The organism is Microbacterium sp. WCS2018Hpa-23, assembly GCF_031843845.1.
GTDB lineage: Bacteria > Actinomycetota > Actinomycetes > Actinomycetales > Microbacteriaceae > Microbacterium.
This window is the reverse complement of sequence record NZ_JAVTIZ010000001.1, coordinates 577,731-594,180: the sequence shown is the minus strand read 5'-3', so window position 1 is coordinate 594,180 and position 16,450 is coordinate 577,731. Positions and strand designations below refer to the sequence as shown.

General features: G+C 67.7%; 14 protein-coding genes. 7 read left to right on the top strand and 7 right to left on the bottom strand.

All coding sequences use genetic code 11. The features are described from left to right. Positions 1 to 18: 18 nt before the first annotated feature. On the top strand, positions 19 to 1,374 hold the full coding sequence (locus RQG77_RS02730) for an NAD(P)/FAD-dependent oxidoreductase (RefSeq protein WP_311243321.1): 1,356 nt from the start codon (positions 19 to 21) through the stop codon (positions 1,372 to 1,374). Here the strand turns inward: RQG77_RS02730 and RQG77_RS02725 are convergent. Beyond that, positions 1,343 to 2,383 (bottom strand): TIGR00730 family Rossman fold protein, encoded by a 1,041-nt coding sequence (locus RQG77_RS02725; protein WP_311243320.1) that lies wholly within the window; start codon positions 2,381 to 2,383, stop codon positions 1,343 to 1,345. The two genes, RQG77_RS02730 and RQG77_RS02725, sit on opposite strands and share 32 nt — an antisense overlap. Positions 2,384 to 2,501: 118 nt before the next feature. Here RQG77_RS02725 and RQG77_RS02720 point away from each other — a divergent pair, with 118 nt between their 5' ends. Continuing rightward, complete coding sequence (locus RQG77_RS02720) at positions 2,502 to 3,005, top strand: pyridoxamine 5'-phosphate oxidase family protein (RefSeq protein WP_056308214.1); 504 nt, start codon at positions 2,502 to 2,504, stop codon at positions 3,003 to 3,005. A 68-nt stretch (positions 3,006 to 3,073) separates the two neighbouring features. Here the strand turns inward: RQG77_RS02720 and RQG77_RS02715 are convergent, their stop codons facing one another. Both RQG77_RS02715 and RQG77_RS02710 read right to left on the bottom strand, forming a co-directional pair. Then, a complete protein-coding gene (locus tag RQG77_RS02715) occupies positions 3,074 to 4,831 on the bottom strand; it encodes a proline--tRNA ligase (protein ID WP_311243319.1) in 1,758 nt (585 codons plus the stop codon). 43 nt (positions 4,832 to 4,874) lie between these two features. Further along, the gene (locus RQG77_RS02710) at positions 4,875 to 5,645 is read right to left on the bottom strand and encodes an isocitrate lyase/phosphoenolpyruvate mutase family protein (RefSeq protein WP_311243318.1); all 771 of its coding nucleotides are present in this window, start codon (positions 5,643 to 5,645) and stop codon (positions 4,875 to 4,877) included. A gap of 218 nt (positions 5,646 to 5,863) precedes the next feature. Between RQG77_RS02710 and RQG77_RS02705 the strand changes: the two genes are divergently transcribed. The 4 genes from RQG77_RS02705 to RQG77_RS02690 all read left to right on the top strand — a co-directional run bounded on the left by RQG77_RS02705 (position 5,864) and on the right by RQG77_RS02690 (position 10,418). After that, on the top strand, positions 5,864 to 7,171 hold the full coding sequence (locus RQG77_RS02705) for a DUF222 domain-containing protein (RefSeq protein WP_311243317.1): 1,308 nt from the start codon (positions 5,864 to 5,866) through the stop codon (positions 7,169 to 7,171). A gap of 162 nt (positions 7,172 to 7,333) precedes the next feature. After that, the gene (locus tag RQG77_RS02700) at positions 7,334 to 8,749 is read left to right on the top strand and encodes an RNB domain-containing ribonuclease (RefSeq protein ID WP_311243316.1); all 1,416 of its coding nucleotides are present in this window, start codon (positions 7,334 to 7,336) and stop codon (positions 8,747 to 8,749) included. Positions 8,750 to 8,767: 18 nt separating this feature from the next. Beyond that, entirely contained in the window at positions 8,768 to 9,676 is a 909-nt protein-coding gene (locus RQG77_RS02695) for an NUDIX domain-containing protein (RefSeq protein ID WP_311243315.1), read from the top strand. Between the two features lie 49 nt (positions 9,677 to 9,725). Continuing rightward, a complete protein-coding gene (locus tag RQG77_RS02690) occupies positions 9,726 to 10,418 on the top strand; it encodes a hypothetical protein (protein ID WP_311243314.1) in 693 nt (230 codons plus the stop codon). A gap of 57 nt (positions 10,419 to 10,475) precedes the next feature. On the opposite strand, the gene RQG77_RS02685 is transcribed toward RQG77_RS02690, so the two are convergent. From RQG77_RS02685 to ispG, 3 genes are all read right to left on the bottom strand, one after another. Further along, positions 10,476 to 11,342: a hypothetical protein gene (locus RQG77_RS02685; protein WP_311243313.1), complete on the bottom strand. Its 867-nt coding sequence runs from the start codon at positions 11,340 to 11,342 to the stop codon at positions 10,476 to 10,478. A 61-nt stretch (positions 11,343 to 11,403) separates the two neighbouring features. Further along, positions 11,404 to 11,742, bottom strand: coding sequence for a nuclear transport factor 2 family protein (locus RQG77_RS02680; protein WP_056308228.1), 339 nt, complete (start codon positions 11,740 to 11,742; stop codon positions 11,404 to 11,406). A gap of 17 nt (positions 11,743 to 11,759) precedes the next feature. After that, positions 11,760 to 12,911: a flavodoxin-dependent (E)-4-hydroxy-3-methylbut-2-enyl-diphosphate synthase gene (ispG, locus tag RQG77_RS02675; protein WP_187249498.1), complete on the bottom strand. Its 1,152-nt coding sequence runs from the start codon at positions 12,909 to 12,911 to the stop codon at positions 11,760 to 11,762. 230 nt (positions 12,912 to 13,141) lie between these two features. On the opposite strand from ispG, the gene RQG77_RS02670 reads away from it, so the two are divergent. Then, on the top strand, positions 13,142 to 15,025 hold the full coding sequence (locus RQG77_RS02670; RefSeq protein WP_311243312.1) for a chorismate-binding protein: 1,884 nt from the start codon (positions 13,142 to 13,144) through the stop codon (positions 15,023 to 15,025). A 58-nt stretch (positions 15,026 to 15,083) separates the two neighbouring features. Here RQG77_RS02670 and RQG77_RS02665 read toward each other — a convergent pair whose 3' ends face one another. After that, on the bottom strand, positions 15,084 to 16,400 hold the full coding sequence (locus RQG77_RS02665; RefSeq protein ID WP_311243311.1) for a site-2 protease family protein: 1,317 nt from the start codon (positions 16,398 to 16,400) through the stop codon (positions 15,084 to 15,086). Between the last annotated feature and the right edge of the window lie 50 nt (positions 16,401 to 16,450).

Genomic DNA, 16,450 nt, shown 5'->3' with positions numbered 1-16,450 from the left:
AGATCGCAGGAGGACCCAGTGACCACATTCGACACCATCGTGATCGGGGCGGGGATGTCGGGAGTCACCGCAGCGCGAATGCTCGCGGACGCCGGCGAGAGAGTCTTGGTGCTCGAGGCTCGCGATCGCGTCGGCGGTCGGATGAACACCGACCGGACCGCCGGTTTCCCCGTCGACCTCGGAGCATCCTGGGTGCACGGGATCCAGGGGTCGCGCCTGTGGGATCTCGTGCAGGCGCTGGACATCCCCACGATCGAGTACACGGTCGGCAGCTTTCAGGCCGGTGGCCGCCCGATCGAGAACTTCGACGGGAACGGCACGCCGATGGATGCCGCGAGCACGGCGCAGTGGATCGAAGACGTCGCCGCGGCCGACCGCCTGCTGGTCGAGGAGATCGCCACGTCCTCCCCCGGCGACACGTACCTCGATGTGACCGAGCGGGCGCTCGACCGCTCCGGGTTCGATCCGGAGCGCATCGACGAGGTGCGTGAGTTCTTCCGGCACCGCGTCGAGGAGCAGTGCGGAGCCTGGATCGGCGACCTCGGCGCGCACGGACTCGACGAGGACGCCATCGACGGCGACGAGGTGATCTTCCCGCGCGGTTACGACGAACTCCCCCGTCGGATCGCCGACGGGCTCGACATCCGGCTCGAGCACATCGTGACGCGGGTCGCCCGGACGCCGGACGGCGTCGTCGTCACGACCGACGCAGGCGACTTCTCCGCCCGCAGCGGGCTGGTCACGGTGCCGCTCGGTGTGCTCAAGGCCGGTTCGATCGACTTCGTCCCTCCTCTGCCCAGCGCCGTAGCAGGCCCCGTCGAGCGTCTCGGAATGGGCGTCTTCAACAAGATCTTCATCCAGTTCCCGGAGCGCTTCTGGGACGAGGAGAGCTATGTGATTCGTGCGCTCGGCGAGGCCGGTGAGCACTGGCACTCCTGGTACGACGTGTCGGCGGTCAGCGGACGGCCGACCCTCCTCACCTTCGCCGCCGGCCCCTTCGGACGTCGGATGCAGGATCTCGCCGACGAGGAGATCGTCGCAGACGTGCTCGGCGCGCTGCACACGCTGTACGGCGACGCCATCGGTGCGCCCACGGCGCACTGGATCACCCGTTGGGGGCACGACCCGTTCTCGAACGGGTCGTACTCGCATCTGGCCGTCGGGTCATCGCATCACGATCACGACGACGCGGCCGGCCCCGTCGACGGCGTGCTGCACTTCGCGGGTGAGGCGACCTGGGGCGATGAGCCCGCCACAGTGGGGGCCGCCTACTACTCCGGCCACCGCGCTGCCGAGCGCATCCTCGGGCACGAGGTCGACCTCGCCTCGTTCGCGGCAGGAATCAGAGCGCGGGAGCAGAATCCAGCGAGTTGATCGCACCGATCAGACGGAACAGGTTGCCGACCTGACGCTGGTCGAGGTGGAGCGCGAGCCGCGGCAGGTGCAGCACGTCGTCGTCGGCGACCTCAGGTGACCGGGGCGCGGACCGCTCGATACGGCCGCTCACCAGCATCCCGGCGAACTGCTCGTTGAGCCGCTCGAGCTCGGCATCGGTCGGTTCGGTACGGAGGCGGAGCACGAGGGTGTCCCCCACCCAGCGCAGCGAATCGTAGTTGCGCCAGAAGCCTGCGATCACCGCGGCCGCCGACTCGACCGAGTCCGTGATGACGACGCGGTCGAAGTCGCCTTCGGAGATCACTCCCGTCGGCGCGAGATCCTCGTCGATGAAGCGCTTGAGCCCGTTCCAGAACGTGCCGCCGGGTTCGTCGAGCAGCACGATGGGCGTCGGCTCGGCCTTGCCCGTCTGCTGCAGAGTCAGGAGCTCGAACATCTCGTCCAGAGTGCCGAATCCACCCGGAAGGCAGATGAAGCCGATGGACTCCTTGATGAGCATGAGCTTGCGGGTGAAGAAGTACTTCATCGCGACGACGTGGTCGCTTCCCGCGACGAGGCTGTTCGCCTTCTCCTCGAACGGCAGTCGGATCGAGACGCCCAGCGAGAGCGCTGGTCCTGCGCCTTCAGCAGCCGCCTGCATGATTCCGGGGCCGGCGCCCGTCACGACCATCCAGCCGTCTGCGGCGAGGGCCTCGGCGACGGCTCGCGCCTGGACGTAGAGCGGATCGTCCTGCCGCGTGCGGGCAGATCCGAAGACCGTGACCTTGGGCACTCCCTCGAAGGGCGCGAAGAGTCGGAAGGCGTCGCGCATCTCGGCCAGCGCCGCGGAGGCGATCTTGAGGTCGAGCCTGTTGGTGCCGTCCTCGCCCAGCAGGATCGCCGTACGCATCATGCGCATCACCAGACGCCGATCGGTCTTGACCCCGGCTTCATCCAGCACGGCGTTGATCTCGGAGCTCAGCGATTCCGGCAGCGGTTCCTCGGTCATGTCTCCAGACTGTCACGCGTGATCGGCCCCGCGTGCGGCGCAACGCCGCCCGCGATCATGTGGCGCTCTTCCTGTCAATCCCCGTGCCTCTCGGTCACGCACGTCCGAAGCTGTCGACATGACAGAGATCACCGGACCTGAAGCCCTGGCACGTGTCGCCGAGCTCGTGGAGGACATCGACTTCACGATGCTGACGACGACCGACGATGACGGCAATCTCGTGAGCAGACCCATGTCGACGCGGCAGATGGACGACGCCGGCGACATCTGGTTCTTCACCGCGGAAGACACCGAGAAGGTCGACGAAGCCCGCAAGCACCACGACGTCGGATTGTCGTACTGCGATGCCAAGGGGATGCGTTATGTCTCGGTCGCAGGCAAAGCGACGATCGTGCACGACCGCGCGAAGATGGAGGAGCTCTACTCCCCGTCGCTGGAGATCTGGTTCGCGGACGGCCTCGACACCCCCGGAATCGCCCTGCTCAAGGTGACACCGACCGTGAGCGAGTTCTGGGAGCCCGCGAAGGGGAAGATCGCCATGGCAGCGGGAGCACTGAAGTCGCTCGTCACCAAGGACACACCCGATGACGACATCATGAACCACGGGCACATCGTCTGCTGACGCCCGACCCGCTCATGAGGATGCCGCGCACCCCGGGATGGGGATGCGCGGCATTCTCATGACGGCGATCAGCGCCTGCTGAGCTTTTCGATGGCCTCGGCCACCGAGACCGAGTCGCGCTCACCCGTGCTGCGATCCCACAGCTCGACCTGGCCCTCGGCAGCACCGCGCCCGACGATCACGATCTTCGGAACACCGACGAGCTCGGCGTCGCCGAACTTGACTCCGGGCGACACTTTCGGGCGGTCGTCGTAGAGCACGTCGAGACCCGCGGACTCCAGCTGCACCGACAGGTCGGCGGCGACATCGAACGCGACCTGATCGCGACCGGCGGCGACGACCTGCACGTCGAAGGGGGCGACGGATGCGGGCCAGATGAGCCCCTTCTCGTCGTTGTTCAGCTCGGCGATGATCGCGAGGATTCGCGTCACGCCGATGCCGTACGACCCCATCGTGACGGTGACGAGCTTGCCGTTCTCGTTCAATACCTTGAGTCCGAGCGCTTCCGCGTACTTGCGGCCCAGCTGGAACACGTGGCCGATCTCCATACCGCGTGCGAGTTCGACCGGACCGGAACCGTCGGGCGCCGGATCGCCCGCGCGGACGTTCGCGATCTCGACGATGCCGTCGGCGAAGAAGTCACGCCCGGCGACGACTGAATGCGCGTGCTTCTCGTCCAGGTTCGCACCGGTGATCCAGCTCGTGCCCTCGCTCACACGGGGGTCGACCAGGTAGCGGATACCGGTCGCCGATTCCTCGCCGAGCACAGCTCCCGTGGGAGACCAAGGGCCGATGTAACCCTTCACAAGCAGCGGGTTCTTCTCGAAGTCGTCTGCCGTGGCGGTCTCGACCTCTGCGGGCGCGAATGCGACTTCGGCGCGCTTCTCGTCGACCTCGCGGTCGCCGGGGATGCCGACGACGACGAGTTCACGGGTTCCGTCGAGGTGCGTGAGCGCGAGCACGACGTTCTTGAGCGTGTCCGCAGCCGTGTAGTCGCCGTCCAGGTTCGCGTTCGAGTGCGCGACGAGCGTCTCGATCGTGGGCGTGTTCGGCGAGTCGAAGATCACCGGCACCGCATCCGCGTCGAAAGCGATCGCGTCAGGCACGGCCGTCGTGAACGCCTCCACATTGGCGGCGTATCCGCCGGCGCTGCGGACGAACGTGTCTTCGCCGACAGGAGTCGGGTGCAGGAACTCCTCGCTGCGCGAACCGCCCATCGCTCCGGCATCCGCCTGGACGATGACGTACTCGAGCCCCAGACGCTGGAAGATGCGCTCGTAGGCATCCCGCTGAGCCTGGTAGCTGACGTCGAGACCCTCATCGGATGAATCGAAGGAATAGGCGTCCTTCATCGTGAACTCGCGTCCGCGAAGCAGTCCTGCCCGGGGACGAGCCTCATCGCGGTACTTGTCCTGGATCTGGTAGATCGTGAGGGGAAGATCCTTGTACGACGAGTACAGGTCCTTCACGAGCAGCGTGAAGGCCTCTTCGTGCGTCGGAGCGAGCAGGTAGTCCCCGCCCTTGCGGTCCTGGAGACGGAACAGCAGGTCGCCGTACTCGTCCCAGCGCCCGGTGGCCTCGTACGACTCGCGGGGCATCAGAGCCGGGAAGTGCACCTCCTGCGCGCCTGCTGCGGCCATCTCCTCGCGGACGACGGTCTCGATCTTGGCCTTGACGCGGAGCCCCAGCGGGAGCCACGCGAAGATGCCGGCAGCCTGCGGCCGGATGTACCCGGCGCGGATCAGCAGCTTGTGGCTCGCGACCTCTGCGCCTGCAGGGTCTTCACGGAGCGTGCGGAGGAAGAATTTCGAAAGACGAGTGACCACCGGGCAAGTCTACTGACCGGTGGTCACTCGTTTTCGCGATGCGTCAGTTGAGGGCGGGGAGTCCGTTGGGGATCACGCCGCCGGCGTACAGGCTCGCCGCGAGCTCCTGCACGGCGGTGAGTGCGACCCGCTGCGGAAGGGGCCCGTAGGAGATGCGAGCGACGCCGAGCTTCTCGTACTCCGACGCCGCGAGGGTGCCGGGCAGCCCGATCACGCTGAGCTTGCCCTCTCCGAGACCCTCGACGAGCTGACGTGTGATGTTGGCGTCGAGCATGCCGGGGACGAAGACGGCGGTGGCTCCGGCGTCGAGGAACGCACGGCCGCGCTGGATCGCGTCGGCGACGCTCTCGGCGACGGGACGATGTCCGGCGCGCACGAATGCGTCGGTGCGGGCGTTGAGAGCGAACGGAATGCCCTCTGCCTCGGCCGCCTTGACGATGGCCTCCACCACGGCGACGGACTCGTCGAAGGGCTTGAGGCGGTCCTCGACGTTGGCGCCGACGACACCCGCGCCGATCGCGAGACGCGTGGTCTCGCCTGCGTCACCGTAACCGTCATCGAGATCAGCGGTCACAGGAACGGAGACGGATGCCGCGATGCGCCCGACCATGTCGATCATGATGTCGCGGGTGATGGCGCCGTCCTCGAATCCGAAGGAGGCGGCGATACCGTGTCCCGCGGTGGCGATCGCCTTCGTCTCCGGGAGCTTCGCGACAGCTCGGGCGGACACGACGTCCCACACATTGACGACGCGGAGGATCTCCGGTGCTTCGTAGAGTCCGATCAGGGTCTGGGCTTTCGCAGCAGTGGTCATGCCCCCACGCTAACGCCCAGTATTCCGGTCGGGGCCGGAGGGACACGGAAGTCACAGGTTCCGGACAGTGCGTCGACCTTCATCGACTCGGACCCCACGGCGCGGTTCTCCCTGCAAGCCATTGTCGTGTTCCGGCATGTCGATGTTCTCGACCTAGGGGCGGGTTTTCTCCCCTGAACTGGGGCGGGAATGTCTGTGGTCCGTGGTGTGATGCAGGCATGACGGCACTGATGGACGCGACGGTGGAGCAGATGGGTGCGCTCGGTGCTGTCACCGAGATGCTCGTCGAGGTCGATCGCACGATCGGGTCGTTGTTGGCCGCGCGTGACGGACTCCTCGCTCTCGGGTCGCGGATCGCCGTCGAGGCGGCCGGGCAGGCCGAGGAGGCGACGGCAGACGGGGTCGATCTGGCTACGCGGGCGGTCGCGGCTGAGTTCGGCGCAGCTCTGCGGGCCAGCGACCGGACGGTGCAGCGGCACATGCTCGATGCCGAGGTCATGGTGTCACGGTTCCCGCGGGTGTGGCGGGCGCAGGGTGCAGGTCTCATCAGCGCCGCACATGCGCGGGTCATCGTCGATGCGGGCCAGCACCTTGACGATCCTGCCGCGCGCGATGCGTATGCCGCGCAGCTTGTCGCGTTCGCACAGACCGAATCCCCGAACCGGGTGGGTCGGATGGCGAGGCGGGTCGCGGACCGGTTGCAGCCGCGCAGCATCGACGCCCGTCACGCCGATGCCCGCAAGGAGCGTCGCGTGTGGATGAAGAACCGGGCCGATGGGATGGCGGAGCTGAGCGTCTTCGGCCCGGCCGCGCTCGTGCGCGGCGCGTTCGAGAGGGTCACCGCGATGGCGAACGCGGCCCTCGCTGATTCGTCGAACGGATCCAGTTCTCGGTCGTCCCGGGACGCGTCATCTCGTGACGAGCGCACGCTGGGGCAGGCCCGCTGCGACGTCGCCCTCGACCTCCTGCTCACCGGCGCACCGGCCGGACACGACACCGCAGAGGGGATGCTCGGAGCCATCCGAGCGACCGTGTCGATCACCGTCCCCGTGATGTCGCTGATCGGCGCGAGCACTGCGCCGGCTGAACTCGACGGGTGCATCCCGATCGACATCCGCACCGCGCGGTTGCTCGCCGGCACGGCGGCCGGGTGGGATCGGGTCCTGACCCATCCGATCACCGGGGCCCTGCTCGCGGTCGACCGATACCGACCGTCCGCCGCCATGAGACGACACCTGATCGCCCGAGACCAGCGATGCCGATTCCCGACTTGCGGCTATGCCGCCCGAGACTGCGACCTCGACCACACCCTCGATCACGCCACAGGCGGGGCCACCGACAACGACAACCTCGGCGACCTCTGCCGGCGCCACCACTCCTTGAAACATCTCACACCGTGGCATGTCGAACGCCTCGGCGACGGTGTCTTCGCGTGGACCAGCCCGACCGGACAGACGTACATCGACAAGCCCCCGGCGCAGAACACCACCACCGTCACGGAAGGGGACATGCCACCGCCCTTCTAAGAGGTTTCCGTCCGAAGCCACAGACTCCGGAGATGATCGTCACGCGTTGGAGGTGCCACGCGGGGCCTCGTCGCGCCGTCGGCAGTGCTCTGTCAGCTTCTCCCCCATCGCACCCGCCGGCCGGAGACACGTCCCCCGCAGCGGGCGACATAGTGTGGGGTCATGCCTCAGCGCCGATCCCACGTTGCTCCGTCCGCCACGCAGACGGAACTCACCGCGGCGCTCGCCGCCCTCCAGGAGTCTCTGGACGCTCCCGCTGACTTTCCGGCCACGGTGCTGACGGAGGCGGCCGCTTCGGATGCTGCGACTCCCGAACTCGACCTGCGCGACGTCCCGTTCGCCACCCTCGATCCACGCGGTTCTCGTGATCTCGACCAGGCCTTTCACCTCGAGCGGCGGGAAGGCGGATACACCGTTCGCTATGCGATCGCCGATGTGCCCGGATTCGTGGTTCCCGGCGGTGCGGTGGACGCGGAGGCCCGTCGTCGGGGCCAGACGCTGTACGCGGCGGACGGCACCATCCCTCTGCATCCGAAGGTGCTGAGCGAGGATCGCGCATCGCTGCTGGCGGATGTGGATCGCCCCGCGCTCGTCTGGACCTTCGCCCTCGATTCTGCTGGGGTCGTCGAGGACTCCCAGCTCGACCGGGCCCTGATCCGCTCGCGCGCGCAGCTCGACTACGTCAGCACCCAGGCGGCGCTCGACCGGGGCGAGGAAGGCCCCGCTACCCTGCTTCCGGAGATCGGCGCTCTGCGGATCGCGCTGGAGAAGCTCCGAGGCGGCGCGAGCCTGAATCTCCCGGACGAGGAGGTCGTGCGAGGAGTCGACGGAACCTACTCGATCGAACGTCGGCACCCGCTTCCCGTCGAGGAATGGAACGCTCAGCTGTCCCTCATGACGGGTATGGCGGCAGCTTCCCTGATGATCGAGGCCGGCATCGGCATCCTGCGCACGATGCCACAGCCCGACGAGAAGTCCTTCGATGCGTTCCGGCATCAGACCGAGGCGCTCGGTCGCCCCTGGACGACGGGCCGGTACGGCGACTACCTGCGCGAGCTGGATCGCGCAGACCCCATGACACTCCCGATTCTGGAGGCGGCAGCGTCGCTCTTCCGCGGAGCGGGCTACGTGACCTTCGACGGCTCGGTGCCGTCCGACACCGAGCAGGCGGCGATCGCCGCACCGTACGCGCATGCCACGGCGCCCCTGCGTCGTCTCGTCGATCGCTGGTCGCTCGCGATCTGCCTCGCCGTGTCCGAGGGGCGCGAGGTGCCGGCCTGGGTCCGCGAGTCTCTCGCTGATCTCCCGGCACTGATGCAGGAGTCCGGTCAGCGCGCGTCCAGGCTCGATTCCGCGACGATCAACTGCGTCGAGGCCGCGCTGATGACTCCCCTGGTCGGTTCCACGATCGATGCGACCGTGATCGAGATCCGCGGCGAGCGGGCGACGGTCCAGATCGCCGATCCTGCCGTCACCGCCTCGGCCCCGATTCCGGACGGTGCCGCTCCCGGAGCCGTCGTGCAGCTCCACGTCGTACGCGCCGACATCAGCCGCGGTGAGATCGAGTTCTCCGTCTGACCGCCTAGGCTCTGGGCCATGCCGATCTCGCCATATCTGAGCGACCTTCGCGAGCGTGTGGGTCATGCTCTCCTTCTGCTCCCCGCCGTCACGGCGGTCATCCGGCGAGACGATCGATTTCTGCTCTGCCGGCAAGCGCACTCGCGCGATTGGGGACTCCTCGGCGGCGGAATCGAGCCGCTCGAGAAGCCGGAGGATGCGCTGCTCCGGGAGGTGCACGAGGAGATCGGCGTCGCCGCCACCGTCCACGGAATCGTGGGTGCGTACGGGGGCGAGGATCTGATCGTGAGCTATCCGAACGGCGACAGTGTCGGTTACACCACGATCGCCTACTCGTGCTCGATTCCGGCCGACTCCGAGTTCGTGTTCGCAGACGGGGAGCTCATCGAGACGGGGTGGTTCACGACGGCGGAGATCGCCCGGCTTCCGCGAGATCGATGGGTGGACAGGATCATCGGCGATGCACGCCGTCTGGACGAAACGGCAGTTGCGCATCAGATCAACGTCGTCGAGAAAGCCGTGTGCTACGTCATCGCGGAGGGTCTCCTGCTCGTCTTCACCCACGACGACACCGACATACTCGCCACCGGCGTTCAGGTTCCTGCGGGCACCGTGCGCGATGACGAGAGTGCTGCTCAGGCCGCTGAGAGAGAGCTGTTCGAGGAGACCGGTCTCCGTGGCACGGTGACGCGCAGCCTCGGCGTCGAGTTCTACGACCTCGCCCCGTTTCGCGATGAAGTGGCTCTCCGACATTACTTCCGGCTGGAGGTCGCCGATCCCGAGGTCTCCGCCGTCTGGCAGGCCGGCGAAGCCGAGCCGGCGTCCGGCGGCCCACCCATCTCGTGGACATGCCGGTGGATCCCGCTCACTCAGGCGCATGTGCTCGCCGGGGGCCTCGGAGCTCGACTCGGCGCAGCCCTCCGTTGACCGCGCCGCTGACGTCGGAACGCGCACGGACGGACGTTACGCTTGCGGCGTGGACCACCTCGCCGTCGCTGAACGATTCGTCGCCGCCCGTTACCCCGGTGCAGTCGTCGCCATCGTGGCGGGAAGCACCGCACGCAGCGAGCGCACCCTGACGAGCGACATCGACCTGCTGCTCCTCGGAGAAGAGCTCTTCCACGCCGAAGACCAGACGAGCGAGGCCTCGACCCACGAGTTCGACGGCGAGATCTTCGAGGTGTTCGCCTATACACCGGCAGGTTTCGACGAATGGGCCGACCGAGGCATCGCACAGCACCGACCGGTGACCGTGCACATGCTCGTCGAAGGCACCGCGATCCGAGACGACGGCCGCCTCGCCGCTCTCCGCCGTCGATGGCAGACGGTCCTCGACACGGGCCCCTCACTCAGCGCGCAGGAGTCCGCATTCCGTCGCTACGTCATCACCGATGTGCTCGACGACCTCAGAGATGCCACAGACTCCCTCGAGCAGCATGCCGAGGCGTCGATCCTGTTCGAGAGGATCGCAGAGCTCATTCTTCTCAGCGAGGGACGCTGGATAGCGACGGGCAAATGGCTTCCGAGGCGGCTCCGAAACCTCAGCAGCGAGCGCACCGAGCTGCTGAGCACCCCACTGCTCGACCGCGACTACGCGACGTTCGCCGCCCGTGTGGAAGACGAGCTCGATCGTGCCGGCGGCCGGGTGCAGAGCGGCTTCGTGCGCTGAGCAGACTCGCGCGCTGAGCAACCTCGTGCGCTGAGCAACCTCCGGCGATGACCTGGCTCAGGAAGCGGGCACTGCCCGCGTCGTCATGACCAGAAGCTGCGGATCTGTCAGGTCGAGCGTCACCGAGATCGAGACGAACTCGGCGAGGGATGCCACATGCGTGCCGCCGCACAGGATTTCAGCCGTGCCTTCAGGAAGCTCGCAGTGCCAGCTGCGGCTGTCCACGATCGTCGGCCCCTCGGTCACCACTCGGCTCGACGCGCCCGACGCGACCCAGTCGGCCAGCCGTGCGTTGATCGACGCCTCACGCTCCGCGAGCGTCGCCGCGAACGTCTCGGTGTCGAATCCTGCCCTGCGCAAGCTCTTGCCCAGCCGGTACTCGTCGACCGCACCGTCCGCATGGATGCGGCTGGACTGATTGGCCTTGCCCTCGAAGTTCGGGGCGCCCAGGGCATCCTCTCCCGGATCCTTGCGCCACAGATCCGCGAGGGCGAGATCAAGCGCCAGAGACGCCAGGTGACAGGCTGTGTGTCCTCGACTCAGACCGGCCCGACGGGACGAGTCGACCGACAGTTCCACGCGTGCGCCCTCCACCAGCCAGGACGGGGTCTCGCCCTCGAGAGGATGGCCGACGAGCCACGTCCAACCCTCAGCGCCGCGCTTCGCTGGGATGTCGGATCCCACCGCGAACTCGCCCTCGTCAGACACCGCGACCATCAGAGCCTCGGTGACGCGGACGGCGGACCCCTCGAAAGCGATCTCGCCGCTGTCGCCCGGCTGATCCGGCCAGGTGTGATCGACCGGGTGGAACGGCGTCGCGTCCACGACGACGACCGTGCCTGCGGACGTCGATTCGACCCGGGCGACAGTGCTCGATCCCGAGACATCGCCGCCGGCGAAGGACACGACGGTTGACGAGGACATGGGGCTCCTTGAGAGGTTCATGACGAGCGCCGCCCCCCGCAGGAGGGGTCGTGCGATCGAATCAGTGGGACGGCGGGATGGTGAAGCTCGCGAGCCTGTCCCCGTCGACGACGAGGATCCCATCGGATTCTCCGGTGAAAACGCTGCTGGTCCACCCGAATCGGATGCGGGTGGTGTCGCCCTCCGTCGTCGCGGACAGGACCGTCATCCGGGCTCCGGCGCCGATCGCGTCGGTGTCGGCCCAGCTGCGCACGCCGTCGCGCCCCGCTTTGACGGTGCCCCAGTCGCTCACGAAGCCCTCTTCAGTGAAGGCACCGACGAAGGCATCGGTGTCGGCTGCGTTGATCGCATCGACAAGCGCCTGGACGGGGGCTGGTACGGCTGGCTTCGGCGACGTCATCTCACGCGTCCCGACACTCAGACCGTGACGACCTGTGCGGTGCCGAGCGGCGCCTCGGGTCCCATGTCTGCGGCGATCCGGTTGGCCTCTTCGATCAGTGTCGCGACGATGTCGGCCTCGGGCACGGTCTTGATGACCTCGCCCTTGACGAAGATCTGGCCCTTGCCATTGCCGGAGGCGACTCCGAGGTCTGCCTCACGAGCCTCGCCAGGTCCGTTCACGACGCAGCCCATGACCGCGACGCGCAGCGGCACCGTCATGTCCTTGAGGCCCTCGGTCACGTTCTCGGCGAGCGTGTACACGTCGACCTGCGCGCGTCCGCACGACGGGCACGAGACGATCTCGAGTTTGCGCTCGCGGAGGTTCAGCGACTGCAGGATCTGGTGCCCGACCTTGACCTCTTCGGCGGGCGGCGCCGAGAGGGACACGCGGATCGTGTCGCCGATGCCCTCGCCGAGAAGGATGCCGAACGCGGTGGCGCTCTTGATCGTGCCCTGGAACGCCGGTCCTGCCTCGGTCACACCGAGGTGCAGCGGCCAGTCGCCCCGCTCGGCGAGAAGGCGGTACGCCTTGACCATGACGATCGGGTCGTTGTGCTTGACCGAGATCTTGAAGTCGTGGAAGTCGTGCTCCTCGAACAGCGAAGCCTCCCAGACGGCGCTCTCGACGAGAGCCTCTGCCGTCGCCTTGCCGTATTTGGTGAGGATGCGTCGGTCGAGCGAGCCGGCGTTCACGCCGATGCGCAGCGAGACGCCGGCGGCCTTGGCGGCCTCGGCGATCTTGCCGACGTTGCCGTCGAACTCGCGGATGTTGCCCGGGTTCACGCGCACAGCGCCGCATCCGGCGTCGATCGCGGTGTAGATGTAGCGCGGCTGGAAGTGGATGTCCGCGATCACGGGGATCTGACTCTTCATCGCGATGATCTTCAACGCGTCGGCATCATCCTGATGGGGGACGGCGACACGGACGATCTCGCATCCGGATGCGGTCAGCTCGGCGATCTGCTGGAGAGTCGCGTTGATGTCCGTCGTCTTCGTGGTCGTCATGGACTGCACGGTGACGGGGGCGTCACCGCCGACGAGCACCTTGCCCACCTTGATCTGGCGAGACTTGCGGCGAGGGGCGAGGACTTCGGGGATCTTCGGCATCCCAAGATTCACGGCTGGCACAACTCCCAGCCTACGCCGCCTGGATGCACGCAGGCTGGATGTCGCGCGGCTCGGACGCGCGTCATCCGGCCGGGGCGACAGTGCACGGTGTGATAGTTTTCAGCCCATGCTCGCGAACTTCACCTGGTGGCCCGCCTCTTAGGCGGTGTGTTCGCGTTCCCACGAATCCAGACCGCCTCCGGGGCGGTCTTTTCGTTGAGCCGAGCCGGAGCCATGCACAGGAGACACCGATGACCCTCTCACGTCTTGCCGAGCTCACCGCAGATCCCACGGCGTCGTTCGTGCTGATCGCGCGCGACGGCGCCGACACCGTCGAGTTGCTCACGGGTGAGGTCGTCGACGTCGACCTGCTCGCCGACATCCCGCTCACGATCGACGGGACTCCGCGCGAGATCTTCGCCATGGTGCCGTACCGGCAAGTGCGCGAGCGCGGATTCGTCGCCCAGGACGACGGAGCGCCGCTGCGCTGCATCGTGGTCGACGAGCACCTGCATCTCCCGGCGCCTGCGCTGGTCGCCGATCTGCCGTCCGCCGCCGTCCCCCTCCGCGACGGCGGATTCGACACCGCAGACGAGGAGTACGCCGCGATCGTCGAGACGGTGATCGCCGACGAGATCGGCCGAGGCGAAGGCGCCAACTTCGTGATCCGCCGCGACTTCACCGCCGAGATCGACGTCGACGACCGCACTGCCGCACTCACGTGGTTCCGCGCCCTGCTCACACACGAGCGCGGCGCCTACTGGACCTTCGCCGTCGTCACCCCCGGGCACATCGCCGTCGGCGCGAGCCCCGAGGCGCACGTCGTCGCCCGCGGCGGCGTCGTCACGATGAACCCGATCTCGGGCACCTTCCGGCACCCCGCCGGCGGTGCCACCAAGGACACGCTGGTCGACTTCCTCTCCTCCACGAAGGAGACCGAGGAGCTGTTCATGGTCGTCGACGAGGAGCTCAAGATGATGAGCGCCGTCTGCTCCGACGGCGGACGCATCACCGGGCCGCACCTCAAGGAGATGTCGCGCCTCACTCACACCGAGTACATGCTCCGCGGGCGCAGCGCGCTCGATCCTCGCGACATCCTCCGCGAGACCATGTTCGCGCCCACCGTCACCGGCTCGCCGATGCAGAACGCGTGCGCGGTCATCCGCCGCCACGAGAAGAAGCCGCGCGGGTACTACTCCGGCGTCGCAGCGCTGTTCACCCCGAATGCCGAAGGCGGGCACGATCTCGACGCTCCCATCCTCATCCGTACCGTCTATCTGAAGGACGGCTCGCTCAGTGTGCCCGTGGGGGCGACGCTCGTGCGCCATTCCGACCCTCACGGAGAGGTGTCGGAGACCCATGGCAAGGCGGCCGGAGTGCTCGGCGCGATCGGCGCGATCGACCGAGACAGTGCTGCTGAGGCCCGCGAGGACGCGGATGCACCGGGCGCACCGCAGTCCCTCGCGTCCGACCCCACGGTCGCGGCACTGCTCTCTTCGCGCAACGCGCGACTCGCGGACTTCTGGCTGAACCCCCAGGGCGACGACCTCACAGGTCCGTTCGCGGGGAGGACGTCGATCGTGGTCGACGCCGAGGACCGGTTCACGACGATGCTCGCCCACCAGCTCCGCCACCTGGGACTCGACGTCACGATCCGCGCATGGAGCGAGGTGACAGACACGGAGCTCGACTCCGCCGACCTCGTCGTCGCCGGCCCCGGCCCCGGCGACCCTCGCGACACCGACAGCGAGCGCATCGCCCGGATGCGACAGGTCGTCTCGGGCCGCGTCGACACAGGCGCACCGCTGCTCGCGGTCTGCCTGAGCCATCAGATCCTCAGCGACAGCCTCGGCATCGGCCTCGCCCCGCTCGGCGCACCGCATCAGGGGTTGCAGAAGGCTGTGCCCGTGTTCGGCGAGGATGCGTCGATCGGCTTCTACAACACGTTCACCGCCAGGGTCGCACCGGGAACCACATCCGTGGGTGCCGCCGAGGTGTCCGCAGACCCCGTGTCAGGAGACGTCTACGCATTGCGCGGCGAGCACTTCGCATCGGTGCAGGGCCACCTGGAGTCGATCCTCTCCCGCGACGGCATCCGCACTCTGGAGCGTCTGGTCTCGCACGCACTCGCCTGAGCAGCGCTGCGACTGGTCCCCGCTCAGTCCCCGAACCAGCATCAGCTGCCGACCAGGATCAGCCCCCGAAGATCTTCACCGGGTTGAACACATCGGCGAGCAGCAGCACGGCGCCCATGACGATGAGCAGAGTGGCGACGACGACGGTCAGCGGCACGAGCCTGGTGGCGTCGACGGGCGCGGGCGGCGGACGACGGAACAGCTTCGCCCAGGCGCGACGGATGCCGTCCCACAGCGCGACGACGACGTGGCCTCCGTCGAGCGGCAGCAGCGGGATCAGGTTGAACACGAACAGAGCCACGTTCAGCGAGCCGAGGAGGCTCAGCAGAATGGAGAAGCGATTGAGGATCGGCGCGTCCGTGGCTGCGACCTCGCCGGCGATACGACCGACGCCCACGACGCTCAGCGGTCCGTTCGGATCCCGCTCGCTTCCCGTCACCAGAGACACGCCGGTCTCCCAGATGCGGACGGGGAGGGTGAGGATCATCGAGCCGACCCGCGCGACGGTGTCGCCGGCCATCTGCGGGCCGGCTGACAACGGCTGCTGCACGAAGCCCATCTGCGCACCCATGCCGACGTAGCCGACCTCCTTGACGACGGGTTGGCCGTCGTCCCCGATGACCGGCTGTCCGCTCGCATCCGTGATCGTACGCTCGGCCTCGATCGGCGTGATGCTCAGTGTCTTCTCCACGCCGTCACGGAGAACGACGAGATCGAGGGTCTCGCCGGGAGCGGCCTGCACGATCGCGGTCGCCTCCGCGAAGGTCGACACCGACTGACCGGCCACCGACACCAACACGTCGCGAGGCTTGATCCCCGCCTCCGCGGCCGGCGTCGCCGGGTCGTCGGCCGAGCACTCCGTCGCCGTGGAGCCGGCCGGCAGCACGCACTCGCTGACGGATGCGATCGTGGTCGTTCCCTGCTGGACTCCGATGCCCGCCAACAGGACGGTGAAGATGACGATCGCGAGGAGGAGATTCATCAGCGGGCCGCCGAGCATCACGATGACGCGCTTCCACACGGGCAGACGGTAGAAGACCCGATCCTCTGCGCCCTCCGCGATCGTCTCGTCGTTCGCGGATCGCGCGTCCTGCACGAGAGCCCGGAAGACGCCCTTCGCGGGCCCCGATGCGGTGGATGCCGGGTACATCCCCGACATCGAGATGAAGCCGCCGAGCGGCAGGAGCTTGAAGCCGTACTCCGTCTCGCCGATCCGCTTGGACCAGAGCCTCGGCCCGAAGCCGATCATGTACTGGCCGACGCGAACGCCGAACAGCTTCGCGGGCAGGAGGTGGCCGACCTCGTGCAGGCCGATCGAGAGGCCGAGGCCGATCAGCATGAACACGATGCCACCCAGATAGAGCAGTGCTTCCACTCCCCCAAGCTAGTGCTCGCAGCCTAGGAATAAGCCCCACGCCGCGACAG